The organism is Stenotrophomonas sp. YJH_SMC_10 (assembly GCF_059371555.1).
In genome coordinates this window covers 292724-317622 of the sequence record NZ_JCAFUS010000001.1, presented here as the reverse complement: position 1 = coordinate 317622, position 24899 = coordinate 292724, and the positions used below count along the sequence as shown (strand labels likewise).

At 68.8% G+C, this 24899-nt stretch carries 21 protein-coding genes and 1 tRNA gene; 9 read left to right on the top strand and 13 right to left on the bottom strand.

Going from position 1 to position 24899, the window contains the following annotated elements:
* Nucleotides 1–87 precede the first annotated feature (87 nt).
* Nucleotides 88–858: an RNA methyltransferase gene (locus AC5P9C_RS01455; RefSeq protein WP_049468094.1), complete on the bottom strand. Its 771-nt coding sequence runs from the start codon at nt 856–858 to the stop codon at nt 88–90.
* Between the two features lie 120 nt (nt 859–978).
* Here AC5P9C_RS01455 and AC5P9C_RS01450 point away from each other — a divergent pair, with 120 nt between their 5' ends.
* On the top strand, nt 979–1806 hold the full coding sequence (locus AC5P9C_RS01450) for an inositol monophosphatase family protein (RefSeq protein ID WP_049468091.1): 828 nt from the start codon (nt 979–981) through the stop codon (nt 1804–1806).
* 668 nt (nt 1807–2474) lie between these two features.
* Here AC5P9C_RS01450 and htpX read toward each other — a convergent pair.
* The gene (gene htpX / locus AC5P9C_RS01445; protein ID WP_312557668.1) at nt 2475–3341 is read right to left on the bottom strand and encodes a protease HtpX; all 867 of its coding nucleotides are present in this window, start codon (nt 3339–3341) and stop codon (nt 2475–2477) included.
* Nucleotides 3342–3434: 93 nt separating this feature from the next.
* Between htpX and gluQRS the strand changes: the two genes are divergently transcribed.
* The 3 genes from gluQRS (at nt 3435) to phaR (ending at nt 5846) form a co-directional block, all read left to right on the top strand.
* Nucleotides 3435–4370 carry a tRNA glutamyl-Q(34) synthetase GluQRS gene (gene gluQRS, locus AC5P9C_RS01440; RefSeq protein WP_414615168.1) on the top strand — a complete coding sequence of 312 codons (936 nt, stop codon included), beginning with the start codon at nt 3435–3437 and terminating at the stop codon, nt 4368–4370.
* A 17-nt stretch (nt 4371–4387) separates the two neighbouring features.
* Nucleotides 4388–5128, top strand: a complete 741-nt coding sequence (locus tag AC5P9C_RS01435; RefSeq protein ID WP_049466763.1) for a beta-ketoacyl-ACP reductase — start codon at nt 4388–4390, stop codon at nt 5126–5128.
* A gap of 184 nt (nt 5129–5312) precedes the next feature.
* Nucleotides 5313–5846 carry a polyhydroxyalkanoate synthesis repressor PhaR gene (phaR, locus tag AC5P9C_RS01430; RefSeq protein WP_041864232.1) on the top strand — a complete coding sequence of 178 codons (534 nt, stop codon included), beginning with the start codon at nt 5313–5315 and terminating at the stop codon, nt 5844–5846.
* Nucleotides 5847–5920: 74 nt separating this feature from the next.
* Here phaR and AC5P9C_RS01425 read toward each other — a convergent pair whose 3' ends face one another.
* From AC5P9C_RS01425 to AC5P9C_RS01400, 6 genes are all read right to left on the bottom strand, one after another.
* Entirely contained in the window at nt 5921–6883 is a 963-nt protein-coding gene (locus tag AC5P9C_RS01425) for a TraB/GumN family protein (protein ID WP_343543586.1), read from the bottom strand.
* A 2-nt stretch (nt 6884–6885) separates the two neighbouring features.
* Nucleotides 6886–7815 carry a DUF1684 domain-containing protein gene (locus AC5P9C_RS01420; RefSeq protein WP_343543588.1) on the bottom strand — a complete coding sequence of 310 codons (930 nt, stop codon included), beginning with the start codon at nt 7813–7815 and terminating at the stop codon, nt 6886–6888.
* Nucleotides 7816–7826: 11 nt separating this feature from the next.
* Entirely contained in the window at nt 7827–9740 is a 1914-nt protein-coding gene (mutL, locus tag AC5P9C_RS01415; protein ID WP_049466756.1) for a DNA mismatch repair endonuclease MutL, read from the bottom strand.
* Between the two features lie 151 nt (nt 9741–9891).
* Nucleotides 9892–11481 carry an N-acetylmuramoyl-L-alanine amidase gene (locus AC5P9C_RS01410; RefSeq protein ID WP_414615167.1) on the bottom strand — a complete coding sequence of 530 codons (1590 nt, stop codon included), beginning with the start codon at nt 11479–11481 and terminating at the stop codon, nt 9892–9894.
* Between the two features lie 82 nt (nt 11482–11563).
* Entirely contained in the window at nt 11564–12046 is a 483-nt protein-coding gene (tsaE, locus tag AC5P9C_RS01405; protein ID WP_053460923.1) for a tRNA (adenosine(37)-N6)-threonylcarbamoyltransferase complex ATPase subunit type 1 TsaE, read from the bottom strand.
* Nucleotides 12043–13527, bottom strand: a complete 1485-nt coding sequence (locus AC5P9C_RS01400; RefSeq protein ID WP_343540868.1) for an NAD(P)H-hydrate dehydratase — start codon at nt 13525–13527, stop codon at nt 12043–12045. The genes tsaE and AC5P9C_RS01400 overlap by 4 nt, the downstream gene beginning before the upstream one ends.
* A gap of 23 nt (nt 13528–13550) precedes the next feature.
* On the opposite strand from AC5P9C_RS01400, the gene queG reads away from it, so the two are divergent.
* Complete coding sequence (gene queG, locus AC5P9C_RS01395; protein ID WP_053505956.1) at nt 13551–14621, top strand: tRNA epoxyqueuosine(34) reductase QueG; 1071 nt, start codon at nt 13551–13553, stop codon at nt 14619–14621.
* 44 nt (nt 14622–14665) lie between these two features.
* Complete coding sequence (gene xseA / locus AC5P9C_RS01390) at nt 14666–15997, top strand: exodeoxyribonuclease VII large subunit (RefSeq protein ID WP_343540870.1); 1332 nt, start codon at nt 14666–14668, stop codon at nt 15995–15997.
* A 329-nt stretch (nt 15998–16326) separates the two neighbouring features.
* Here the strand turns inward: xseA and AC5P9C_RS01385 are convergent, their stop codons facing one another.
* A complete protein-coding gene (locus AC5P9C_RS01385) occupies nt 16327–17223 on the bottom strand; it encodes a M48 family metallopeptidase (RefSeq protein WP_049466747.1) in 897 nt (298 codons plus the stop codon).
* 89 nt (nt 17224–17312) lie between these two features.
* On the bottom strand, nt 17313–19205 hold the full coding sequence (locus AC5P9C_RS01380; protein ID WP_057493600.1) for a formylglycine-generating enzyme family protein: 1893 nt from the start codon (nt 19203–19205) through the stop codon (nt 17313–17315).
* Between the two features lie 84 nt (nt 19206–19289).
* On the opposite strand from AC5P9C_RS01380, the gene rnd reads away from it, so the two are divergent.
* Complete coding sequence (rnd, locus tag AC5P9C_RS01375; protein ID WP_312557685.1) at nt 19290–20369, top strand: ribonuclease D; 1080 nt, start codon at nt 19290–19292, stop codon at nt 20367–20369.
* Nucleotides 20370–20500: 131 nt separating this feature from the next.
* Here the strand turns inward: rnd and AC5P9C_RS01370 are convergent, their stop codons facing one another.
* Nucleotides 20501–22831, bottom strand: coding sequence for a TonB-dependent receptor (locus tag AC5P9C_RS01370; protein WP_288431504.1), 2331 nt, complete (start codon nt 22829–22831; stop codon nt 20501–20503).
* A gap of 232 nt (nt 22832–23063) precedes the next feature.
* Here AC5P9C_RS01370 and AC5P9C_RS01365 point away from each other — a divergent pair.
* Nucleotides 23064–23139 (top strand) — tRNA-Ala (locus AC5P9C_RS01365).
* A gap of 60 nt (nt 23140–23199) precedes the next feature.
* Here AC5P9C_RS01365 and AC5P9C_RS01360 read toward each other — a convergent pair.
* Entirely contained in the window at nt 23200–23370 is a 171-nt protein-coding gene (locus tag AC5P9C_RS01360) for a hypothetical protein (protein ID WP_164687808.1), read from the bottom strand.
* 158 nt (nt 23371–23528) lie between these two features.
* Here AC5P9C_RS01360 and AC5P9C_RS01355 point away from each other — a divergent pair, with 158 nt between their 5' ends.
* Nucleotides 23529–24014, top strand: a complete 486-nt coding sequence (locus AC5P9C_RS01355) for a hypothetical protein (RefSeq protein WP_343540874.1) — start codon at nt 23529–23531, stop codon at nt 24012–24014.
* 6 nt (nt 24015–24020) lie between these two features.
* Here AC5P9C_RS01355 and AC5P9C_RS01350 read toward each other — a convergent pair whose 3' ends face one another.
* Entirely contained in the window at nt 24021–24782 is a 762-nt protein-coding gene (locus AC5P9C_RS01350) for an SDR family oxidoreductase (protein ID WP_197639020.1), read from the bottom strand.
* Nucleotides 24783–24899: the final 117 nt, after the last annotated feature.

Sequence of the window (24899 nt, the reverse complement as noted above, 5' to 3'; positions counted from 1 at the left end):
CCCCTCTGCACTGCCCTTCGCAGACCCGACACAGGCTTCATCCCCCCTGGGTATCCGGACAGACTACCCGAAAAAATGAGAACGTCGTCAGCTGTCCTTGTTGCCCGCCTGCGCCAGTCGCGCCATGCGCTGGGTGTCGGCGAGGATGCCGCGCAACAGGCGCACTTCCTGCTCGCTCGGCTCGCTGCGCAGGAACAGCCGGCGCAGCTTGCGCATCGCCGATTCCGGGGCCCGGCCCTTGTGGAAATCGATCTCGTCCAGCGTGTCGCCAAGCTGGGCGAAGAAGCTCTCCATCTGCTCGTGGCTGGCCGCCTGTTCGCGGAAGCCCGGTTCGGCCCCGGCCGCCGGCTGCGCGCCCAGCAGCTGCATGCGCGTTTCGTAGGCCAGCACCTGCACCGCGGCCGCCAGATTGAGCGAGCTGAACGCCGGGTCGGAGGGGATATGCACCGCCGCGTGGCAGAGCTGCAGCTCTTCGTTGGTCAGCCCGGTGCGCTCTCGGCCGAACACCAGCGCCACCTCGGCCCCCTCGCCCGCCTTGGTTACCGCCCGGGCGGCGGCATCGGCCGGCAGGTACTCCTCCAGCTGCACGCGGCGGGCACGGGCGGTACAGCCCAGCACCAGGCGGCAATCGGCCACGGCCTCGGCCAGGGTGGCCACCACCGGGGCGTCGCCGAGCACGTCCTCGGCACCGGCCGAGCGGCGGAAGGCCTCCTCGTCCAGCGGTTTTTCGGGGGCAACCAGGACCAGGCGGGCCAGGCCCATGGTCTTCAGCGCACGGGCGGCGGCGCCCATGTTGCCGGGGTGCTGGGTACCGACCAGGACGAATCGGAGGCGGGTGGCGGCGGGAAACTGGGACATGAACAGGGAAAAGGTCGAGCTGGACGATGACCAATGGTAAACTGTGCGGCCGGCCACTGCGCCGGACCCGCTCTTTTCCCCCGCCAGTCCATCTCTTCTGCCTTTCCGGGAGCCCACGCCATGCAGAAACCCGCCGTCACCGTCATGGTCAAGGCCGCCCGCCTCGCCGGCAACGTCCTGTTGCGCAACATCAACAAGCTCGAGGCACTGAACGTGGTGCAGAAGGGCCGGATGGACTACGCCAGCGAAGTGGATGCGGACGCGGAAAAGGTGATCGTCAAGGAACTCAAGCGCGCCTACCCGGACTACGGCATCTTCGGTGAGGAAGGTGGCGTGCAGGGCGAGCGCCGCCAGATGTGGGTCATCGACCCGCTGGACGGCACCAGCAACTACCTGCGCGGCGTGCCGCACTACTGCGTGTCGATCGCGCTGGTCGAGAACGGCGAGCCGACCGACGCGGTCATCTTCGACCCGCTGCGCAATGAACTGTTCACTGCCAGCCGCGGCGCCGGGGCCGTGCTCAACGACCGCCGCATCCGCGTGGCCGAGCGCAAGGACCTGGAAGGCACCATGATCCACACCGGCTTCGCCCCGCGCGAGCGCAGCCGCGCCAGTGCCCAGCTGAAGGCGGTCGACGCCCTGCTGGTGCACGGCGAGGACATCCGCCGCACCGGCTCGGCGGCGCTGGACCTGGCCTACGTGGCCTGCGGCCGCGCCGACGCCTACTTCGAAGCCGGCGTGAAGGCCTGGGACATCGCTGCCGGCCTGCTGCTGGTCCGCGAGGCGGGCGGCAAGGTCTGCGACTTCAAGGGCGCGACGCTGGGCCGCATGGACAACCGTGGTCCGGAGACCCACCAGATCGTGGCCGGCAACCTGAAGGTGGCCGAGTCGCTGCAGAAGGTGCTGGTGAACACTGGCTACGCGGCGGAGTTCGACGCGAAGTTCTGAGATTCCGTGTAAAGCGGTTCATGGAGACGGCACCTGCGAGGGTGCCGTTTTCGTTTGCGCGGACTCGTTTCCGCGACCGCGGAGGGGTGTCACTTTCTTTGCTCGTGCAAAGAAAGTAACCAAAGAAACACGCCGCCGGGGCGCGAGCCGACGCTACGCGACGGTTCCCTGTGCTTCTCGGAGAATCAGGGGACGGCGCCGAACTCGCTGCGCTCAAACACCGGCGCCTCTTCGCCCCTGATTCCCCTGCGATGCTCGGCTCGCTCAAGGCGGACTGGAAGGTCAAGATCAACAGCAAGAGCATCCACGCATGGCGCGGATCTACAGGGGGCAGCTTTTGCCTTTGACGTTGGGTCCGCCTTGAGCGAGCCGAGCACCGCAGGTCCGGCGAGGGCGAAGAGGTGCGGGTGTCTGAGCGCAGCGAGTTCCCGCACCGTCCCTCGACGGACCGAGGAGCGCAGGGTACCGGCGTGCGCAGCACGTCGGCTCGCGCCCCGGCGGCGTGTTTCTTTGGTTACTTTCTTTGCACGAGCAAAGAAAGTGACACCCCTCCGCGGTCGCGGAAACGACTCTTGCCGGGTCGTACCCGGCGCCACCCATGCGTCGGCGCGCAAACAAGAACGCCCGGCACGGAGCCGGGCGTCTCTCACTCCTCTGCAAGCCGAGGCTTACGCCACCGTCGACGCCCGCAGCGCGGCAATGCGCTCTTCCAGCGGCGGATGGCTCATGAACAGCTTCTTGGCCGTCGAACCGGAAATGCCGAAGGCGGCGATCTGGGTCGGCAGCGTGCTCTGGCCGTGGTTGAGCTGCAGGCGCTCCAGCGCGGCGATCATCTTGTGGCGGCCGGCCAGCGAGGCACCGCCAGCATCGGCGCGGAACTCGCGGTGGCGCGAGAACCACATCGAGATCATCGTCGCGAACAGGCCGAACACCATCTCCAGCACGAACACGATGATGTAGTAGGCGAAGCCACGGCCGCCGCCTTCGCGGTTGCCCGACAGCGCGCTGTCGATGATGCCGCCGACCACGCGGGCCAGCACGATCACGAAGGTGTTCAACACGCCCTGCAGCAGCGCCATGGTGATCATGTCGCCGTTGGCGACGTGGGCGATCTCGTGGCCCAGGACCGCTTCGGCCTCGTCCTCGCTCATGTTGTGCAGCAGGCCGGTGGACACCGCCACCAGCGCGTTGTTGCGGTTGGCGCCGGTGGCGAAGGCGTTGATCTCCGGGCCGTCATAGACCGCCACTTCCGGCATGCCGATGCCGGCCGCCTTGGCCTGGCGCTCGACGGTGGCCAGCAGCCAGCGTTCGGTCGGGTTGCGCGGTTCGGTGATCACCACCGCACCGGTGGAGCGCTTGGCCATCCACTTGGACAGCAGCAGCGAGATGAAGGAGCCACCGAAGCCGAAGATCGCGGCCATCACCAACAGGCCGCTCATCTGGCTTGGATTGACCCCGAGCAACGACATCACGATGCTGGCGAGAATCAGGACCGCGAAGTTGGTCGCCAGGAACAGGGCAATGCGGGTAAACATGGGAAAATCCGGCTCGGAAGGGGTCGATACCGGTCAATTTGCGGCGTGGTCAGCTTGAATTCAAGCGCCAACCTGACCGACGATTCAGCCAGCATGACCTCCCCCATTCCCTGCGGTCGTTTCGCGCCCTCGCCGACCGGCCTGCTCCACCCCGGATCCCTGCTCGCCGCCTTCGGCAGCTGGCTGCTCGCGCGCCATCATGGCGGCCTGTGGCGGCTGCGCATCGAAGACGTCGATCCGCCGCGCACCGTGCCCGGGGCCGCCGCGTCACAACTGCAGGCGCTGGCCGCGTTCGGCCTCGCCCACGACGGCCCGGTCCTGTGGCAGAGCGCGCGTGGCGAGGCCTACCAGGCTGCGCTGGACGTACTGCTGGCCAGCGATCTGGCCTTCATCTGCCACTGCAGCCGCAGCGAGCTGGCCGCCAACGGCGGCATCCATCACCGCTGCATTGCGCGGCAACCGCGACCGGACCCTGCCGTCCGCTTCCGCGTGCCGCCGAGCAGCGTCGTGCACTTCGATGATGGCCTGCGTGGCCCGCAGCGACAGGACGTGCATGCCGACGTCGGCGACTTCGTGCTGCGCCGCGCCGACGGTTGCTGGGCCTACCAGTTGGCCGTGGTGGTCGATGACGCCGCGCAGGGCGTGAACGAAGTGGTGCGCGGCGCCGACCTGCTCGACTCCACAGCGCGGCAGATCCTGTTGCAGCAGGCATTGGGGCTGGCGGTGCCGCGCTACTGGCACCTGCCGCTGCTGCTCGATGCCACCGGCCACAAACTGTCCAAGTCGCTGGCATCGCTGCCGGTGGACAGCACACAGCCGGTGCCGGTACTGCGCGCGCTCTGGCAGCTGCTGGGACAGGCACCGGACGCACTGCAGCATGCGCACGACCTGGACACGCTGCTGGCCACGGCCCAACGGCGTTTCGACCCGGCGCGGCTGCCGCGCACCGACATCCTGATGGGAACGGGCCTGCCGCCGGCCGGCGCACTTTCCGCGCCGATGTTGCAGAATCCCCCTTCCCCCACCTGATACCCGGACAGCACTCCATGACATCTCGCGTCGCACTGGTCACCGGCGGAACCGGCGGCATCGGTACCGCCATCTGCCAACGCCTGGCCGACCAGGGCCACCGGGTCGCCACCAACTACCGCGACGAGGCCAAGGCCCGCGCCTGGCAGCAGGCGATGACCGAGCGCGGCTACCACGTGGCGATCTTCCCGGGCGATGTCTCCGATCCGGACAGTGCCGAAGCGCTGGTGCGCGCGGTCGAGGCCGAGCTGGGCCCGGTCGAGATCCTGGTCAACAACGCTGGCATCACCCGCGATACCACGTTCCACCGCATGCGCGCGGACCAGTGGCACGATGTGATCAACACCAACCTCAACTCGGTGTTCAACGTCACCCGTCCGGTCATCGAGGGCATGCGCCGCCGCGGCTGGGGCCGGGTCATCCAGATCAGCTCGATCAACGGCCTGAAAGGCCAGTACGGCCAGGCCAACTACGCGGCGGCCAAGGCCGGCATGCACGGCTTCACCATCTCGCTTGCCCGCGAGAACGCCGGCTTCGGCATCACCGTCAACACCATTTCGCCCGGCTACGTGGCCACCGACATGGTGATGGCGGTTCCGGAGGACGTGCGCGCCAAGATCATCGCCGACATCCCGACCGGGCGCCTCGGCAAGCCCGAGGAAATCGCCTATGGCGTGTCCTTCCTGGTGGCCGACGAAGCCTCGTGGATCACCGGCAGCAACTTGGACATCAACGGCGGCCACCACATGGGCTGGTAAGCCGCGCAGGGGGCCTGGCGGCCACTGCTGCCGGCCCCTGCCACAGGCCATGCTGCGCAGCACGCAAACCCTTGCTGCGCAACATGATCGAGCCTGAAAGCCAAGCCTGGCGGGGGCTGGGGCGGTTGCAACGGCTGCTGCACTGCGCCATGCTGCGCACCTACTGTGACGAGTGACCGCTTCAATGGCTGCGACCCGCATCATCAAGAAGTATCCGAACCGCCGTCTCTACGACACCGAGATCTCCAGCTACATCACCATCGAGGACGTGCGCCAGCTGATCCTGGACGGCGAGGACTTCGAAGTCCGCGACGCCAAGAGCGGCGACGACCTCACCCGTTCGGTCCTGCTGCAGATCATCGCCGACCAGGAGCAGGACGGCGAACCGATGCTGTCCACCCAGCTGCTGAGCCAGCTGATCCGCTTCTATGGCGATTCCCTGCAGGGCTTCATGGGCAACTACCTGGAGCGCAGCATGCAGGTTTTCCTCGACCAGCAGCAGCAGTTCCGCCAGCAGATGGGCAACCTGCTGGGCCAGACCCCGTGGGCGATGATGAACCAGCTGACCGAGCGCAACCTGGAGCTGTGGCAGGAATTCCAGCGCAGCATGGGCAGCGGCTTCGGCGGCCCGCGCCCGGGCGGCACCGGAACGGGAACCGGCACCGGCAACAAGCCCGGCGAACCGGGCACCGGCACCGGCGGCAAGACCCGCCGCTGAGCTGCAGCACCGGCGGGAACGAAAACGGCGCGCCCCTGGCGCGCCGTTTTGCTTGGAACCATGCCAACGATGCGTCAGCGTTTCGCCCTGCATGCGGTACACACCCGCTCGACCTTGTAGCCCTTCGCCTTCAGCTTCTCGACCACGCCATCACTGCCCAGCAGGTGCAGCGTGCCGACCACCACCAGCGTACCGCCCTGCCCGGCCTGCAGGTACGGCTGCAGCTTGGGTATCCAGGCATCATTGCGCCCGGTGTTGATGCGCTGGTACAGCTGCGGATACTGCTGGCGCATTTCGGCGGCCATCTTGGTCCACAGCAGGCGCTCGTCGCCGCGGCGCCATGCATCATGCAGCAGCCGCGCCTGCTCATCGGCCTTGCCGGCCTGGTCCAGCGCTTCGGCCAGCATCTGCCGCTGCTCCTGCACGGTCATCCCGTCGAGCATGCCGATCTGGGTATCGATGTCCTCCAGGCCCGCCGTCTTGCGGCCCGTCTTCTGCGCACGCTCCATGAAGTGGCGGTCCAGGCCCAGCGCCGGGTCCAGGCCCAGCTTCTGCATCTGCCCGACCGAAATGCTCAGGCCGACGAACCAGGGCTTCATGCCCTGCATCTGCGCCAGCGGCAACTGGTTCTGGGCAGCGAAGGCCTGCAGCTTCTGCCAGGTCGCCGCATCCAGATCACGCTTGAGCTCGCTGCCATCGGTGCGGGTCGCGGCCTGCACCATGCGGCTGGCCAGCTGTGGCGACTGCATGTCTTCCGGCGACAGCTCGAACACCACCCGCTGCGAGGCCTCGAATGCCTGTTCGACATCGGGCGACAGCGGGTAGTCCTGCGGTTTCAGCAGGTGGAACGACCCCAGCAGGTACACGCGGGCATCGCCCGGGCCGGTGACTTTCCACAACAGCGGCACGGGCGGCTTGGCCGCCGTTGCGGTCGCGGCCGCCGCAGGGGCGGCCTGGGCATCGCGGGCGGCGGCCAGGGGGGCTACCGCGCAGGCCGCCAGCAGCAGCGCGGCACGGAACACGTGGTTGATCGGCATCGTCAGCCTTCTCCTTCAGGCAGGTGGTACGCCTTTTCGCCCGCTTCCACGCGCAGGTCCAGCCGGTTTTCCGGCGGTGCCAGCGGACAGGTGGCGTAGGCGGTGAACGCGCACGGCGGGTTGTAGGCATGGTTGAAATCGATGCGCAGCGTGCCGTCGGCGGCGGGTGCATCGGTATCCAGGTAGCGACCGGCCGGATAACTGCCGTGGCCGCTGGTGCGGTCGGCGAAGATCAGGAACAGCGGCTGCCCGGGCGCACCGATGGCTTCCAGGCGCCAGCTGCGACCGTCGCGCTCGAACTCGACCGCGCCAGCGTTGGGCATCTCGGTGGTCAAGCCGGTGATGTCGACGATGGGGATCGTCTTGCCCGGCGGATGCGCGATGAAGCGCGCCTGCACCTGCCAGTCCGCCCCGCCCGGCCAATACTGCAGGCCGGCAAAATCACGGCGCGCCGCCGCATCGGCGTGCTTGACCCGCAGCGCATCACGCGGCCCGCGACGGATGATGCTGAGCTGGCCCTTGCCGCCATCGAACGCCAGCAGTGTCGGCCGCGCGTCCTTGTCGGTGTCGACGCGGATGCGGCCGCGCACCGGCTGGCCCTCATGGCTGACGTCGACGCCGGTCTCTGGCGTGAACCACCACTGCGTGCCCTCGCGGCGCAGCAGGCCCAGCTTGTCCGGTCCGACCGCCAGGCGGATGCCATTGGTCGCGCCACTGCCGACGAAGTGCGACGTGTTCTGCAGCCAGTGCAGGCCCACCAGCGCCGTCCAGCCATCGGGCCGGGTCAGGTCCTGGTAGCGCGCCACGCGCCATTGCTGCTGCGCGGCCGCGTAGGCCGGATCTTCAGTGACCGCTGGCGCCGCCGGCGGCGCCGGGCTGCAGGCGGCCAACATCCAGGCGGCCAGCAGGCCCGCCATTCCCCGATAACGCATCGATGCTCCCCTCAACGTCCGCGCAGGAACCAGCGGTCGATCTCCGCCAGCGAAAAACGGGCCCAGGTGGGCCGGCCGTGGTTGCACTGGCCGGACCGCTCGGTGATCTCCATGTCGCGCAGCAGCGCGTTCATTTCCGGCACGGTCAGGCGCCGGTTGGCGCGCACCGCGCCATGGCAGGCCATGGTCGACAGCAGTTCGTCGCGGGCACTGGCCACGCGGCGGCTCTGCCCATGCTCACGCAGGTCGGTCAGCACGTCGCGCAGCAGCCCTTCCGGTTCGGCATGCGCCAGCAGCGCCGGAATGCTGCGCACATGCAGCGAACCGGGGCCGGCACGGGTCACCTCGAAGCCGAGCGCCGCCAGGGTTTCGGCTTCGCTTTCGGCGGTATCCGCCTCGCGCTCGCCCACCGCCAGGGTGATCGGCACCAGCAGCGGCTGCGACTGCAGGCCGATGCCATCGTGCGCGTTCTTCAGGCGCTCGTAGCCGATGCGTTCGTGGGCCGCATGCATGTCGACCACGATCAGGCCTTCGGCGTTCTCGGCCAGGATGTAGATGCCGTGCAGCTGCGCGATCGCATAGCCCAGCGGCGGCACGCCCGCATCGGCGCTGGTTACCGGCAACCCGTTCTCGCTCGGCATCGGCGGCAGTGCCACTGCACGTTCGGCGCCTGCCGGCGTGGCATACAGCGCCGCATAGGCAGCCGGCGCGTCGGCCACCTGCAGGCCCAGCGGCTGCTGCGGTCGCCATCCGGAAAAGCCACCACCGCCTCCACCGGAGCCAGCCCCGGGTGCCGGGCCGCGCACCAGCCCGAAAGCGGAGGCGCCCGATGCGGAGGCGCCCGATGCGGTGGGCACGGCCGTGGCATCCACCGGCTGCGCAGCACCGGCACCGATCTCCTGCGCCGACATGCCAGCGCGGGTATCGGCCAGTGCATCCTTCAACGTGCGATAGACGAAGTCATGGACCAGCCGCGAATCGCGGAAGCGCACCTCGTGCTTGGCCGGATGCACGTTGACATCGACGCGGGTCGGGTCCAGCTCGAGGAACAGCACATAGGCCGGCTGGCGGCCGTGGTACAGCACGTCGCCGTAGGCCATCTTCACCGCGTGGGCCACGCTGCGGTCACGCACCGAACGGCCGTTGACATACAGGTACTGCTGGTCGGCGCTGGCGCGCGAATAGTGCGGCTGCGCGATCCAGCCGTGCAGGCGCAGGCCGGCGCCGCTGTGGTCCACGCGCACCGCTTGGTTGGCGAAATCCTCGCCCAGCGTTTCGGCAAGGCGCGCGTCGGAATACAGATCGCCCGGCTTGTAGCGGCGCGAGGCCTTGCCGTTGTGCGACACGCGCAGTTCGACATCCGGCCGCGCCAGCGCCAGCGACCGCAGCCATTCTTCGATATGGCCCAGTTCGGTGCGCTCGGCGCGCAGGAACTTGCGCCGCGCCGGCACGTTGTAGAACAGTTCGCGCACTTCGACGGTGGTGCCCGGCGCATGCGCGCGGGGCGTCACCTCGCCGATCTTGCCGCCTTCGATCTGCAGCGCCGAGCCGTGCTCGTCGTGCGCGCGGCGCGAGCACAGGGTGAAGCGGCTGACCGACGCGATCGACGGCAGCGCTTCACCCCGGAAGCCGAGCGTGGCCACCGATTCGAGATCGTCCAGGTCGGCGATTTTGCTGGTGGCATGCCGCGACACCGCCAGCGGCAGTTGTTCCGGCGCGATGCCGCTGCCGTTGTCACGGATGCGGATCAGGCGCACGCCGCCCTCTTCAAGATCGATATCAACGCGGCTGGCGCCCGCGTCGATCGCGTTCTCGACCAGCTCCTTAACCACCGACGCGGGCCGTTCGACCACTTCGCCAGCGGCGATCTGGTTGATCAGGATGTCCGGCAACGGCCGGATCGGACGCGGACCGGGCGCACTCATGGGTGGTGATGGGCAGCAGACTTCATGGGTCGATGATAGCGGAGGCTGCGCACGTAGAGTCGACTGCTCTTCGCCGGGCACCGCCCCCGCGCTGCGCGCGTCGTCGAGTGACAGTCGACGCTACAGAAAGCAGTAACCCGCCGTCGGCGGGTTACTTGCTGCCGCCGGCCATGGTGCCGGCCGCGTCGATCTCGGCCTGGGCGCGGGCGGCATACAGCGTACCCGGCGGCGGCTGGCGGCTGAAGAAGGTGTGCACGCCATCCAGCACCGCGCCCGCGACCTTGCGCTGGTAGGCCGGGTCCATCAGGCGGCGCTCTTCATCCGGATTGGAGATGAACGCGGTTTCCACCAGCATCGCCGGCATGTCCGACGTGCGCAGCACGGCGAAGTTGGCGCGCTCGATGTTCGGCTTGTGGTTGTTGCCGATCCGCTTCAGGCCACCCAGCACATGACCGGCCGCGTCTTCCGACGCCTTCATGTAGCCGCTCTGCGCCAGATCCAGCAGCACGTTGGCCAGGGTGCCCTCGGTCTGCTGCAGGCGCACGCCGCCGACCAGGTCGGCCGCGTTTTCCTTGTCCGCCAGCCAGCGGGCGCGCTGCGAAGACGCACCCTTGGTCGACAGCACGTAGACCGACGAGCCGGTGGCGGATCGGTTCTCGGCCGCATCGGCGTGGATCGAGATGAAGATGTCGGCCTTGTTGGCGCGCGCCTTCTGCGCACGCATCGGCAGCGGAATGAACACGTCGCTGTCGCGCGTCAGGTAGGCCTTCAGGCCCGGCGTGGCGTTGACCTGCCGGGCCAGTTCGCGTGCCACCGCCAGGGTGACGTCTTTCTCACGCTTGCCGGTCGGGCCGATCGCGCCCGGGTCCTGGCCACCGTGACCGGGATCGATCGCCACCACCAGGTGGCGCATGCCCGGCTGCATGCGGATGCGCGAGGCATCGCTGGGCATGGCCGGACGCGGCGGCTCGACCGGCGTCGGCGTCGGCGCCGGTGCCGGAACCGTGGACGGCGGCGTGGTTACCACCGCAGCGGTGCGCTGGCCGGCGAGGATCGCGGCCGGGGACGACGAAGGGCTGCTGCTGGCCGTGACCCCGGCCGCAGCGACCTGGGCCGGCGCGGTGGACGGTGCCGGCGTCGGCGCGGCCGGTGCGGCGGCCGTGGCGCTGGCCTGCTGCTGGACCTGCGCGGTCAGCAGCGCGGTGGCACGTGCGGCATCGGTACGCGACGAAGCGTTGGCAACCGGGCTGGACGCGGCCGGAGCGGGTGCGGGCGCGGCCCCCGCAGCAGGCGCCTGCGAGTGCACGGCCGGCGTTGCCGCCGGGCGGCTGGCGGCCACGGCCGGGCCATCACCCGGCCATTCGATCACCAGCTTGGATTCATTGCCCTCGCGCTGCATCTGCGGGCGGAACGGCGCCACCGATTCGGCGAGGTCAAAGACGACACGGAACGTCCCCGGAACCGGCTGCCCGGTACGCACCGCCGTGACCACGCCTTGCGCGGCCGGCATCTTCAGGTTGCGTATCGCGCTGGAGTCGGGGAAATCGACCACCAGGCGGTTCGGGCTGGCCAGCGACAGGGTCTTGTAGCCGCCACTGCCCACCAGCGAGATCTCCGCGCGGGTGCCGGTGGCGCCGGTATTCAGCAGCACCTGGCGGACTTCGCCCGCCCACGCACTGACGCTCGTCAGACCCAGTCCGACGGCGGCACAGATGGCGATGAGACGGTTCCCCGGGCGCATGGCTCAGGATTCAATCACCGCGCTGAACGGAATGCAACACCTTTTTCCTTAATAATCCGTAACCTGCCGATGTTTGTTCTCGTCAGCCGACAGAAATGGCCTGCAAGTCACCACCGCTGGGCAGCCGCGTGAGCCATTCACGACCCACGTCGCTGGCCCCAGTGAGACGGACGCGACGCCCCGTTCCTTCGATCTCCAGCGCCACCACCAGGTCGGTTGGCGGCAGCGCACCGGCGCCCCGCTCGGGCCATTCGACCAGCCACAGCACCGCGCTGCCTTCGTCCAGGCCGAGGAAATCCAGCTCACCGGCCTGGCCGATGCGGTACAGGTCCAGGTGCCAGGCCTCACCACCGGTGGCTAGCGGATAGCGCTCGACCAGGGTGTAGGTGGGGCTGCGGATGGCGCCCTGCACGCCCAGCGCGCGCAGCAGCGCGCGGGCCGTGGTGGACTTGCCGGCCCCCAGGTCGCCGCGCAGTTCGACCAGCGCCTGCGGCGGGCGGGTCGCCGCCAGCCACTGCCCGAGCAGTTCGGTGGCATCGCTGTCGGCAAGGAAGAAATCGGTCATGGCGAGAGTTCCGGGTTGGCCAGTCGCCGCAGCGGCGCCAGCAGGTCAGTAGGAAGCAGGCCACGCGCACCGTCAGCGGCAGCCCTGTCGCCGGCCAGTGCGTGCAGCAAGGCACCCGCAGCAGCCGCATCGAACGCTGCCAGGCCCTGGGCGCGCAGGCTGGCGATGATGCCGGTGAGCAGGTCGCCCATGCCACCGACGGCCATGCCGGGGTTGCCGGCGGCAATCAACCGTGGCCTCTGGCCAGGCGCCGCCACGATGCTGCCGGCCCCCTTCAGCACGACCACCGCGTGGAAGCGCTCGGCGAGCGCCTGCGCTGCGGTATAGCGGTCGGACTGGACATCGGCGGTGCTGCAACCGAGCAGCCGCGCGGCCTCCCCCGGGTGCGGCGTGAGAATGGCAGCGGGCAAGGCGCGCGGGTCCTGTGCCAGCAGGTTCAGGGCGTCGGCATCGAGCACCAGGGGGCGGGGGCTGGCCAGCACGCACGCAAACAGGGCGCGTGCCCATTCGTCCTGGCCCAGCCCGGGTCCGATCGCCACCACCTTCGCCTTGTCCAGCAAGGCCGGCAGTGCATCGCCGTCTTCCAGCGCATGGGTCATCGCTTCGGGCAGCCGCGCCAGCAGCGGCCCCACGTGGTCGCGGCGGGTCCCCAGGCTCAACAGCCCCGCACCTGCGCGCAACGCGGCTTCGGCCGCCATCGCGATGGCGCCGCCGCTGCCATGGTTGCCGCCCACGCACAGCACGTGCCCGGATTCGCCCTTGTGGGTATTGGCACGGCGCGGCGGCAACAGGGCCGGCAGGCGCGCCTGCGTCCAGTGCTCTGCAGCGGGTGCCACGCCCTGCCAGGCGGCGGCAGGCACCTGCAACGGCGCCAGGTGCTTCTGCCCGCAATGATCCAGCGCGTTACCGGTGTACAGCCCGCGATGCGCCACGATGAACTGCAGGGTCAACGCCGCACGTACCGCCACGCCCGGCACCGCCCCCCGGTCGGCGTCGACGCCGCTGGGGACATCCAGCGCCAGCACCGGCGCCGCCTGCGTAGTGAGCGCGACAATCAGCGCTTGCGCCGAACCCTCTGGCGCGCGATCGAAGCCCAGCCCGAACAGGGCATCGACCCAGATATCGGCCTGCGGCAGCGCACCGTCGAAATCGATGACCGAGCCGCCTGCGGCGCTGAAGTCCGATGCTGCACGTTGTGCCAGCGCAGTCGATGGCGGCCTGCCCGGCAGGGCGACCACCCTCACCTCGCGCCCGGCCTGCAGCGCGTGGCGGGCCAGCACAAGGCCGTCGCCGCCATTGTTGCCCGCACCGACCACCACGCCGATCCGCTGCGCCTGCGGCCAGTGCTGCAACAGGCACTGCCAAGCGGCCTGGCCGGCCTGTGACATCAGGTCCCAGCCGCCTTCGGCGGCCAGCGCCGAGGCCTGCGCATCGAGCGCACGCGCGGCAGCGGAATCGAACAGATCGGCAAGGTTGGCCATGCAGGGATTTTATACTGGTGCACATGTCCCCCGCCCCCGCCCCCGTCGATCCGGCCCAGGCCGTGCAGCGCATCCGCGCACTGGCCCGCGCGCATGGTTTCCAGCGCTGCGGCATCGCCGGCATCGAGTTGGGCGAGGATGAAGCGCACCTGGCCGACTGGCTGGGCCAGGGCCTGTACGGCACGATGGACTGGATGGCGCGCCACGGCACTCTGCGCGCACGCCCCGCCGAACTGTTGCCCGGCACCGTGCGGGTGATCTCGGTGGGCATGGACTACAGCCACAAGGACGACACCGAGGCCTGGGCGACGCTGGCCGACCCGGGCCGCGCCTACGTGGCGCGTTACGCGCTGGGCCGCGACTACCACAAGCTGATGCGCAACCGCCTGCAGAAGCTGGCGACGCAGATCAACGACGAAGTGGCGCCACTGGGCTACCGCGTGTTCGTCGATTCGGCCCCCGTGCTGGAGCGCGCACTGGCCCGCAACGCCGGTCTCGGCTGGATCGGCAAACACACCTGCCTGATCGACCGCCATGGCGGTTCCTGGTTCTTCATCGGCGAGATCTACATCGACATCCCGCTGCCGATCGACACGCCGGCCACCGCGCACTGCGGCACCTGCACGCGCTGCATCGATGTCTGCCCCACCCAGGCCATCACCGGCCCGCAGCGGCTGGACGCGCGGCGCTGCATTTCCTACCTGACCATCGAACACGACGGTGCCATTCCCGAAGACATGCGGCCGTTGATCGGCAACCGCATCTACGGCTGCGACGACTGCCAGCTGGTGTGCCCCTGGAACAAGTTCGCCAAGCGCACCGACGAAGCCGATTTCCGCGCGCGCAACAACCTCGATAGCGCGCGGCTGGACCAGCTGTTCGCCTGGGACGAAGGCGAGTTCCTGCGCCGCACCGAAGGCAGCCCGATCCGGCGCAGCGGCCATGAGCGCTGGCTGCGCAACATCGCCGTGGCGCTGGGCAATGCACCGTCCTCGGCCGAAGCGCTGGCCGCATTGCACACCCGCGCCGATGATCCCTCGCCGCTGGTGCGCGAACACGTGCAATGGGCGCTGGACCAGCACACGGTGCGCTGACGTGCGATCCTGAAGCCCCGGTCCACCTGCAGCACGCCGTTCCCATGCAGCCACGCAACAACGACATCTTCACCCCCAGCCAGCTCAACACCCTGGCGCGCGACCTGCTGGAAGGCAGCTTCCCGGCGATCTGGGTCGAGGCCGAACTGGGCAGCGTGGCGCGTCCTGCCTCCGGGCATCTGTATTTAACCTTGAAGGACGCGCGTGCGCAGCTGCGCGCGGCAATGTTCCGGATGAAGGCGCAGTACCTGAAGTTCGTGCCGCGCGAAGGCATGCGCGTGCTGGTGCGCGGCAAGGTGACCCTGTACGACGCGCGTGGCGAGTACCAGATGGTGCTGGACCACATGGAGGAAGCCGGCGAAGGTGCGCTGCGCCGCGCGTTCGAAGAGCTGAAGGCACGCCTGGAAGCCGAAGGCCTGTTCGACCCGGCACGCAAGCGCCCGCTGCCGGCGCACGTGCAGCGCCTGGCCGTGATCACCTCGCCCACCGGCGCCGCCGTGCGCGACGTGCTGAGCGTGCTCGGCCGCCGTTTCCCGCTGTTGGAGGTCGACCTGCTGCCGACCCTGGTGCAGGGCAGCAGCGCCGCGGCGCAGATCACCCGGCTGTTGCAGGCTGCCGACGCCAGTGGCCGCTATGACGTGATCCTGTTGACCCGCGGCGGCGGTTCGCTGGAAGACCTGTGGGCGTTCAATGACGAAGCCCTGGCCCGTGCGATCGCCGCCAGCCGCACGCCGGTGGTATCGGCGGTGGGCCACGAAACCGACTTCAGCCTCAGCGACTTCGCCGCCGACCTGCGCGCACCGACGCCATCGGTGGCGGCCGAGCTGCTGGTCCCGGACCAGCGCGAACTGGCGCTGCGCCTGCGCCGCACGGCCGCGCGCATGGTGCAGCTGCAACGGCATGCGATGCAGCAGGCCATGCAGCGCGCCGATCGCGCCCTGCTGCGCCTGAATGCCCAGAGCCCGCAGGCGCGGCTGGATCTGCTGCGCCGCCGCCAGCTGGATCTGGGCCGGCGCCTGCATGCCGCGTTCAACCAGCAGCAGGAGCGCCGTGCCGCGCGCCTGCGTCACGCGTCTGCGGTACTGCGTGGGCATCATCCGCAGCGCCAGCTGGACGCGATGCAGCGTCGCCTGGCCGCCCTGCGTGGGCGGCCGCAGGCGGCCCTGCAGCGGCGGCTGGAACGTGACGCGCTGCGCCTGCGCGGGCTGGCCCGCTCGCTGGAAGCGGTCAGCCCGCTGGCCACCGTGGCCCGCGGCTACAGCATCCTGACCCGCAGCGACGATGGCACGCTGGTACGCCAGGTCGATCAGGTGCGGCCCGGTGACGCACTGCAGGCCCGCGTCGGCGACGGCGTGATCGACGTGCAGGTCAAGTAGAGGGGGTTCGGCAGGGCTGCGCCCTGCACCCGCGGTGGTGCCGGCGCTGGCCGGCAGCCTCAACAGCAACAGCCAAAGCGGCTCTGGATTGCTGATGGCTTGGCGGGACGGTCGGTAGATCCACGCCATGCGTGGATGAAATCTGTCAGATCGCGAATCAATTCGGGGTCAGAGCCGTTTTCCCAGGGAAAACGGATCTGACCCCAGGAGCATTCCGGCAGACCGCAGCACACTGTCGAAACCCGCTTCTGCTGTTGCTGTTGCTGTTGCTGTTGCTGTTGCTGTTGCCGGCCAGCGGCCGGCACTACCTAGCGCGGGGACAACACACCCTACTTTGCCTGCTCGCAGAACTTCTGCCGGTACTCGAGCGCCTTCGGCATCAGCGCCTGCAGGTTCTGGATGCGGGTGCCCGGATTGGGATGGGTGGAGGCGAACTCCGGCGGCGACTGGCCACCACTGGCCTGGCCCATGCGCTGCCACAGCGGCACCGCCTCGCGGGGATCGAAGCACGCCGCTGCGGCCAGCATCAGCCCCACTTCGTCGGCCTGCGTCTCGTGGCTGCGCGCATAGGGCAGCAGGTAGCCGTAGCCCATCGCCGACATCATCATCTGTTGCTGCTGCGCATCCATGCCGCTGGCGGCGCCGGCCACCTGGCCGATCTGGGTCAGCTTCTGCTGCGCCATGCGCTGCGCACCGTGACGCAGCAGCGCGTGGGCGATCTCGTGGCCCATCACCACCGCCATCGCGTCGCGCGTGCGCGCCACCGGCACCAGCCCGGTATAGACCGCCATCTTGCCGCCGGGCAGGCAGAACGCATTGGCCTGTTCGGATGGAATCACGTTGACCTCCCACTGGAAGTCACGTGCGAAATGCGCCGGCTCGACGCCGTGCTCCTGCGCCAGCGCGGTCTCCACCACATCGACCTTGGCAATCAGGCGCTGGGCGATGTCGCGCACATCGCGCGCGATCGGCGCGTTGGGGTCCATCGGCGGCTCCTCCGAGAGGATCTGCTGGTACGCCTGCAAGCCCAGCGCAGTCTCCTGGCGGGCGTCCAGGCTGCTGTCGATCATCACCTTCTCGCCGGTGTAGGGATCGACCGTGCGGTTGGAGAACCAGTAGAACACCGCATAGCCCGCCGCCAGCAGCAGCACCCACCAGCGGATGTTGCCGAACAGGCCGCGACGCTGCGGGCCTTGCGGCGAGCGGGAAAAGGGATCATTGCGCATCAGGGGTCCGTCCAGCAGGCCCCGCCGGCCGGCGGGCACGGCGCAATCTTAGTGCGCGGGCGCCAGCAGCGGGTGAAGCCCGGTGCCGCTCAGATGCCCCGCACCAGGCGGAAACCGATGCGCGCGCTGGTGGTGTCCGAATCCTGGGACTGCCGCCACGCCGCACGGGTCTGCTCGGGCGCGTTGGCCCAGTTGCCGCCCCGGATCACCCGTGACCGGCAGCCCGGGTTGAACCAGGCGACACCATCGGACGGCGCACGCCGGTAGCTGGCATGCCAGCAGTCGGCCACCCACTCGCTGAGATTGCCGGCCATGTCGTGCAGGCCGAAGGCATTGGCCTGGAAACTGGCCACCGGCGCGGGCCCCCACCAGCCATCGCCATAGCCGACGAAGGCGTTGTGCCAGTGCCGCCCCGAGGGCGAGACATCCTTGCTCCCGGTGAAGTTGCCAGCGCCGGGCGGCGGCGTGCCGGCGTCGCCCCATGGATAGCGGCCACTGCTGCCGGCGCGCAGCGCATACTCGAATTCGGCCTCGCTGGGCAGGCGGTAGCTGCGGCCGGTCTGCTCGGACAGCCACGCCGCATAGTTTTCGGCATCACGTACGCTCACATGCATCACAGGCGAGTTTCCCAATGCGCGGCCACCGTCATAGTCCGAACGCCAGTCCACCCCGCTGCGACGGATGAAGTTGCCGCTGCGTTCGTCATAGACCACCGAATGGCCGCGCCGGGTCGCGCGCGGGCGCGCATTGGACGCCTTCACGTAGCGCTCGAAATCACTGACCGTGATCTCGGTGATCGCCATCGCAAAGCCACGATCGAAGCGCACGTAATGCGAGGGCCGCTCGGCATCGCTCGCGCCCGGCTCGGTATCGCCCGCGCCCATCTGGAAGCCACCGTGCGGCACCACCACCATCTGCGGCCCGCGCCCGCCATCGCGCATGGCGTCGCTGAACACCTGCCCGGGGCGGAAGCTGCCGTAATGGGTGGCCAGGTCGATGCGCTCGCGCAGCTGGGCCACCACCGCATCACCCGGCAGGGCGATGCGCAGGGCCTCGGCCAGCTTCTCGCGCGCCGGCTTCAGGCCCTGCGGCGTCGCCAGGTCGCGCAGGCCATCGTCGCGCAGCTGCAGCAGCGCCGCCGCGCGGATCTGTTCGATGCGCTCGAACGCGTCGGCGATGGTCGGTGACGAATCGCGGACCTTGCTGGCCTCGGCCAACCACGTCCCCGCGCTGGCGAAATCGCGCACGCGCGCCGCCTCCTCGGCACGGCGGATCAGGCCACTCTCGGCCGCCGCCAGGCCCTGCCGTGCCCGGCTGTTGTGTTCATCCAGCGCCAACGCCTCGCGGAAGTTGCCGATCGCACCGTCACCGTCCTCGCCGATGCGCCCCGAACGCAGGTCCTCCTCGCCGGCGCGGTTGTAGGCGACCACGCGCTGTGCGCGCTCAACCCGGGCCTGCAGCGCACGCACCTGCTCGTCCTTCGGCGCCAGGGTCAGCAGCACCAGCGCCTGGCGGCTGGCCTCGGCCAGCGCTTCACGCTGCTTCAGCGGCCGCACCAGCAGCGCATCGGCCTGCTTCTGCAGCCGCTGGCGGGCACGTTGCAGGCCCAGCCGGGCCTGGCGGTCGTCCGGATCTTCCTGCTGGACCGCCAGCCACAACGGAATGGCGGCATCGGCGTCCTCGTAAAGGTGGTCCTTGGCAAACGCCTGTTCGGCCGCACGCCGCAGCTGGGAAAGACTGCGGCCCTGCCGGTCCACCCGGGGAGGCGTCCACTGCTGCACATCCTCGGCGGCATCCTCACCGGCAATGGTGACGCTGCCCCGCCCGTTCCCCGGGGTCGCGTCCGCCTGCGGACCTTCCTGCTGCCGCGCGTCTTTGCCAGCCACCGGCCCCGGCTCCGGGGTCGCCGAGGGCGATGGCGTGCAGCCGGCCAGGACCACGGCCAGGGCGGTGCACAGCACGGACGACAGCGGAAAACGCAAGCAGGGTCTCCTTCGGCACGGATGCGCACCGACGTTAGGCTATTCTCCCCTGCCTGAGCAAACCCGAGTAGTAGGCCCTGACCCGTGGCAACCTGGATCACCACCCCCGCCGAGCTGGATGCGTATTTCCAGCAGCGCCCGACCCGAATCGGCCTGGATACCGAATTCATCCGTGAACGCACCTTCTGGCCGCAGTTGGCACTGGTGCAGATGGCGGTCGGGCAGGACATCCTGCTGATCGACCCGCTGATTCCCGGCATGACCGAGGCGCTGGCGCCCTGGCTGGCCGATGAATCGATCATCAAGGTGATGCACAGCGCCAGCGAAGACCTGGTCGCCTTCAAGTGGGCGTGCGGCGTGTTGCCGCGACCGTTGTTCGACACCCAGATCGGTGCCGCGCTGTCCGGCATCGGGGGCGGCATGGGCTACCAGAAGCTGGTGGCGGAAATCACCGGCGTGGCGTTGGCCAAGGGCGAAACCCGCTCGGACTGGATGCGCCGTCCGCTCTCGGAATCGCAGTTGCAGTACGCCGCCGACGATGTCGAGCACCTGTTCGCGCTGCACGACGCCATCGACGCCAAGCTGCAGGCGCTGGGCCGCCAGCAGTGGCTGTACGACGACGGCGAGCGCCTGCTGGCCAGCGTCGCCAACGACGAGGACCGCTGGCCACACCTGGCGATGCGCTCAGCGCAGTTCCTCGATGCCGCTGCGCAGCGCCGCCTGCTGCGCCTGCTGCGCTGGCGTGACGTGCAGGCACGCAGCAGCGACCGACCGCGCAGCTGGATCCTGGACAACGAACTGGCCGCCACGCTGGCACGCACGCCACCGGCCGATGCCGCCGCGCTGGCCGCGCTGTTCGAACAGTTCCCGAAAGCGCCGCGCAAACTGGCGGGCGCCGTGTGGCAGGCGCTGGACACGCCGCTGGCCGATGAGGCCGAGGCTCCGCTGGCGCTGCCGGCCAACGACAGCAACAAGCAGGCATTGAAGAAGCTGCAGGACGCCGTTGCCGAGCGCAGCCGCGAGCTGGGCCTGCCGGATGGCGTGCTGGCCTCGCGCAAGCATCTGGAAAGCTACCTGGAGCGCCGCCAATGGCCGGCCGCGTTGGCCGGCTGGCGCCAGCAGGAGCTGGAAGCGCAGCTGCAGGCGCTGCTGCCGGCACGCTGAAGCAGCGGGCGCGGCGCCGGATTGCATTCCCGCCGCCGTCGAACGCAACAAAAAGGGCGGCCCGGATCACCGCGCCGCCCTGCGCACTCCAGCAGTGCGAGGGTGGGACCGCCCACCCTCGCGGCAACGCCTTACCAGTTCATGTTCAACGAGACACCGACGGTGCGCGGTTCGTTGTAGACCGCGGCCATGTAGTTCTCGATCACACCCTTGAGGTTCTTCTCATTGGTGATGTTGCGCGCGAACAGCGCCACTTCGTAGGCACCATAGTTGCCCGAATAGCCGATCTTCAGGCCACCCTCGAAGTCACCCTTGGAGTTGAACTCCTTGCTGTCGTACAGCACGAAGCTGGTGTAGCCCTGCTTGTTCCAGTCGGTGGACACGAACAGGGTGCCCGCGTCGCTGACCGGGACGTCATAGCGGGCGGCCAGGTTGACGTTGTACTTCGGCGCATTCGGCAGCGGGTTGCCGTCGATCTGCGCGAAGGTGTTGGCACCGACCTTGATGGTCGGGTCATTCACCGTGCACACCACCTGGCCGTTGAGGCCGCAGACCTGCGCGTAGACGCGCTTGTCCTTGATCTCGCTGTGCAGCAGGCTCAGGCCGGCGCTCAGGGTCAGGTTCGGGATCGGGCGCAGTTCCATGTCCGCTTCGAAGCCGTAGGCCTTGGCCTTGTCGGCGTTGAACAGCACGCCATTGCCATCCGAATCGTTGCCGTTGAGCTGGATGTCATTGACGGTGTAGGTGAACGCGGTCGCGTTCAGGCGCAGGCGGTTGTCCCACAGGCTGCTCTTCACGCCCGCTTCCCAGGACAGGATGGTCTCGGAATCGGCGGTGGTGAAATCGGCATTGAACACCGCCGAACGGCCCTGGATGGTCGGGCCACGGAAGCCGCGCGCGACCTTCGCATAGACGCTCACATCCGGGGTGATCTGATACATCGCGCTCAGATCCCAGCTCGGGGTGGTGTCGGACATCCTGACGTCGGTGCGGCCCTTGTAGGTGACCACGCCGGCGGCAGTGTCAGCCGTCTTCAGCAGGCGGGTGTGCTTCTCGTCCCTGGTCTGGCGCAGGCCGGCGGTAACGGTGAACTTATCGGTGAAGGCGTAACTCAGCTGGCCGAAACCGGCCCAGGAGGTGTTCTTGTTGCGCAGGCGCACCCAGTTGTTCGGATTGCGCGCGGCACCCTTCAGGAACCAGGCGCGCTGATAGAAGTCGGTGGTGTCGCTGCCGTTGAAGTAGAACGCACCGGCCTGCCACTGCAGCGCACTGTCGTCATGGCTGGCCAGGCGGAATTCCTGGGTCCACTGGTCCAGGTCGCGGATGCGGCCCATCGACTGGCCGTAGCCGTTCGGCACGCCGTTGACCGGGAAGTTCACCGCAGCGCCGCCGTCGGTGTCACCACGGCTGTAGCCGGAGGTGGTCTCATAGGCGGTGATCGAGGTGAAGTCGATCGCACCGAAGTCGTAGCGTGCCTTCACCGAACCGCCATAGGTCTTGTAGGCCTGCGGGTTGTTGTCGGCTTCGTCGTAGGCGACCTGGTCGCGCGGCACGTCGGTCCTGTTCGAGCCCTTGGTCAGCGCGCCGCGCAGGAACAGGGTCGAGGTGCCTTCGTAGTCACGGGCATGGGCCGAGGCCAGGATCGAGAACTGGTCGCTCGGGGTCAGCAGCAGCTGCGCACGCACGTTGCGGTCATCGAAGCCGCCCATGGCGTTCTTCTTCGGGCTGACCGTGCCGTCGGCGCTCGGGCCCTTGTAGGTGTTGTCGACGTAGTCGTCGCGGTGCTGGTACAGCGCCGACACGCGGAACGAGGCGATGTCGTTGATCGGGCCGCCGAAGCCGCCGTCGATCGACACGCTGTTGTAGGTCGCGTAGCTGGCGCTGACGCGGCCGGTGTAGTCCTGGGTCGGCTTCAGCGTGTCGAACTTGACGATGCCGGCGGTGGTGTTGCGGCCGAACAGCGAGCCCTGCGGGCCGCGCAGCACTTCCACCTGGTCCACGTCATAGACCGGGTTGGACTTCAGCACCACGTGCTCCAGCACCACATCGTCCTGGATGATCGACACCGGCTGCGAGGCACCCAGGTAGAAGTCGATGTTGCCCAGGCCACGGATGTAGAAGCGCGGGAAGATGCGGCCGGTGGTGGTTTCCGCATACAGGCTCGGCACGCGGCCGGACAGCGCCAGCAGGGTGTCGTCGCCGCCGGCGGTGAAGTCGCGCATGCGCTCGCCCTGCACCACGCCGACCGAAACCGGCACTTCCTGCAGGTTCTGCTCACGGTGTTCGGCGGTCACGGTGATCGTGTCCAGGCCGGTCGGGGTCGGAGCGCTGTCCTGCGCGGCGGCACCGAAGCTGCCGACCAGGGCCAGGCCGGCACAGGCCAGGGCCAGCGGATGGCGGCGGAAGGAAACGAAGGAAGACGACAGACCCGACGGGCGGCGGGAATCGGAATGGGAGGGCATGGAATGCTCTGAGGAGGCGTCCGTGCGGCCTGCGCGAGCCGGGCGGCAAAGAGGAGGAAAACTGCGCAAGCGGCCATTATCCCCCAAATTGTTACGATTTCGTTGCGCGGCATCCGGGCCCGGCAAACCGGACGGTTTCGGCACAGTTGCGCGTGCTCACGCCACGTCGCCCGGCACATCCCGGGTCGGCTTGGCAAGGCGCAGCCAGTTGGCTACACTGAAGCCCTGCCGTGGGGCCATAGCTCAGCTGGGAGAGCGCGTCGTTCGCAATGACGAGGTCAGGAGTTCGATCCTCCTTGGCTCCACCACTCATAAGAAGACCCGCAGATCGTCGCGATCTGCGGGTTTTTTCTTTTCAGCGCTCCGGCTCAGGCCGGCTCCTGGTCTCCATCCTTGCGTTGCGGGCCACGCGAGTGCGCGTCGCGCACCTGTTGATCGCGCTGCCCCGGCCGCTGCTTGGCCACATCGTCCTGCTTCCTGTCCTGGCGGCTTTCCTGGATGCCCTGCTTCGGGTCCTGATCCTTGCGTTGCTCGTTCATCGAAAACTCCCTCGCCGGCAGCAGGCCAACGTTGCAACCACGCTAGAGGTTGCCGGGTGAGCCGCAGGTCAGTCCCGTGCCAACATCGTGTGGAGGAGCGGCTTGCCGCCACCGCCCCGCGCGGCCAGAATCCGGGGCACCACGCTCACCGGTGTGCCATGCCCTCCCCCGCCCAGCACGCAGCCCACGCGTTGCCGATGCGCCTTGATGCAACCGACGGCAGCATCCAGCTCGGCAATCTGCCGACGCTGATCGGCCCCACCCTGTCCCGGGAAGAAGCGAGCGTCGCCTTCGCCGCGCTGGTGCGAGGGGAACGCGATGTCGGCACCGGTTATCACTGGCTGAGCCTGCACCGGCTCAGCCTGGGCGGTGCACCCGCTGGCATCAGCCTGTGCTTCCACGGGCAACAGCTCGACATGGTGGCGATCGGCGTCGATCTGCCGGGTGCGCCACGGGAAGACGGCTGGCCGACCCAGGCCGCGATCAATGCCGAAGTCGCTTTCATGCGTCGCACCTTGGCCACGGCACTGGGGCGCAAACTGGCAGGTGGCCGCGCCCGGTTCGACTGGGGCGAAGCCTGGGCCCGTTTCGATCCGAAGGGCTTCATGGCCAGCAGCGGAATCCGCTACGCGCCACGCTCGTGACGCCGCTCAGGTACGGGTGATCGACACCCCGCCCTCCACGCGCATCGCGGTACCGGTAACGAAACTGCTTTCATCACTGGCCAGGAACAGCGCCGCGTTGGCGATCTCCTCCGGCTCGGCCATGCGCTTGAGCGCGTGCAGCGAGCGCACGAAGTCGCGGGCATCGCCGGTCGGTGCGGCCTGCCGGCCCATTTCGGTATCGGTACCGCCGGGCAGCAGCACGTTGCTGCGCACGCCCCGCGCCCCGTATTCGGCGGCGATCACCTGGCTCAGGCCGATCAGCCCGGCCTTGCTCGACGCATAGGCCGCCATGCCCGGGAAGCCCACGGTATGGCCAACAAAGGTGCCAACAAACACCAGCGAGCCGCCGCCACGTGCCAGCAATGCCGGCAACTGCGCGCGTGCCGCGTGGAAAGCGGCATCGAGATTGGTCGCCATCACGTCGCGCCAGGCCTCTACCGGGAACTCCGCCGCCGGTGCGCCGGGACCGAGCATGCCGGCGTTGTTGAGCGCGATGTCCAGGCCTCCGAATGACTGCCGGGCCAGATCGACCAGCGCCTGTGCCGTGCCCGGTTCGGCCACGTCGGCGGCATGCACCACGACCTCGCCGCCGGCGGCACGGATCTGCTCGGCCAGTTCCTGCAGCGGTTGCAGCCGCCGCGCGTTGAGCACCAGTTTCGCGCCTTCGGCAGCGAAGCGCAGCGCACTGGCGCGGCCAATGCCGGCGCTGGCACCGGTGATGAGGGCGATCTTGTTGTTCAGGCGCATGGTCGTGGTACCGGGTGTGAGGTGGCCACCACGATGCCGCGCCTGTGGCCGGCCAACACTCCGTTTCAGGGCCAGGCAGAGGGGTGCAGGAAACGGAGTTTCCGCAGAAGCGGCACG

Bases quoted from the DNA above. Each gene is read 5' to 3' on its own strand.
- AC5P9C_RS01455 (WP_049468094.1), bottom strand. From the start codon at position 858: ATGTCCCAGTTTCCCGCCGCCACCCGCCTCCGATTCGTCCTGGTCGGT.
- AC5P9C_RS01450 (WP_049468091.1), top strand. From the start codon at position 979: ATGCAGAAACCCGCCGTCACCGTCATGGTCAAGGCCGCCCGCCTCGCC.
- htpX (WP_312557668.1), bottom strand. From the start codon at position 3,341: ATGTTTACCCGCATTGCCCTGTTCCTGGCGACCAACTTCGCGGTCCTG.
- gluQRS (WP_414615168.1), top strand. From the start codon at position 3,435: ATGACCTCCCCCATTCCCTGCGGTCGTTTCGCGCCCTCGCCGACCGGC.
- AC5P9C_RS01435 (WP_049466763.1), top strand. From the start codon at position 4,388: ATGACATCTCGCGTCGCACTGGTCACCGGCGGAACCGGCGGCATCGGT.
- phaR (WP_041864232.1), top strand. From the start codon at position 5,313: ATGGCTGCGACCCGCATCATCAAGAAGTATCCGAACCGCCGTCTCTAC.
- AC5P9C_RS01425 (WP_343543586.1), bottom strand. From the start codon at position 6,883: ATGCCGATCAACCACGTGTTCCGTGCCGCGCTGCTGCTGGCGGCCTGC.
- AC5P9C_RS01420 (WP_343543588.1), bottom strand. From the start codon at position 7,815: ATGCGTTATCGGGGAATGGCGGGCCTGCTGGCCGCCTGGATGTTGGCC.
- mutL (WP_049466756.1), bottom strand. From the start codon at position 9,740: ATGAGTGCGCCCGGTCCGCGTCCGATCCGGCCGTTGCCGGACATCCTG.
- AC5P9C_RS01410 (WP_414615167.1), bottom strand. From the start codon at position 11,481: ATGCGCCCGGGGAACCGTCTCATCGCCATCTGTGCCGCCGTCGGACTG.
- tsaE (WP_053460923.1), bottom strand. From the start codon at position 12,046: ATGACCGATTTCTTCCTTGCCGACAGCGATGCCACCGAACTGCTCGGG.
- AC5P9C_RS01400 (WP_343540868.1), bottom strand. From the start codon at position 13,527: ATGGCCAACCTTGCCGATCTGTTCGATTCCGCTGCCGCGCGTGCGCTC.
- queG (WP_053505956.1), top strand. From the start codon at position 13,551: ATGTCCCCCGCCCCCGCCCCCGTCGATCCGGCCCAGGCCGTGCAGCGC.
- xseA (WP_343540870.1), top strand. From the start codon at position 14,666: ATGCAGCCACGCAACAACGACATCTTCACCCCCAGCCAGCTCAACACC.
- AC5P9C_RS01385 (WP_049466747.1), bottom strand. From the start codon at position 17,223: ATGCGCAATGATCCCTTTTCCCGCTCGCCGCAAGGCCCGCAGCGTCGC.
- AC5P9C_RS01370 (WP_288431504.1), bottom strand. From the start codon at position 22,831: ATGCCCTCCCATTCCGATTCCCGCCGCCCGTCGGGTCTGTCGTCTTCC.
- AC5P9C_RS01360 (WP_164687808.1), bottom strand. From the start codon at position 23,370: ATGAACGAGCAACGCAAGGATCAGGACCCGAAGCAGGGCATCCAGGAA.
- AC5P9C_RS01355 (WP_343540874.1), top strand. From the start codon at position 23,529: ATGCCCTCCCCCGCCCAGCACGCAGCCCACGCGTTGCCGATGCGCCTT.
- AC5P9C_RS01350 (WP_197639020.1), bottom strand. From the start codon at position 24,782: ATGCGCCTGAACAACAAGATCGCCCTCATCACCGGTGCCAGCGCCGGC.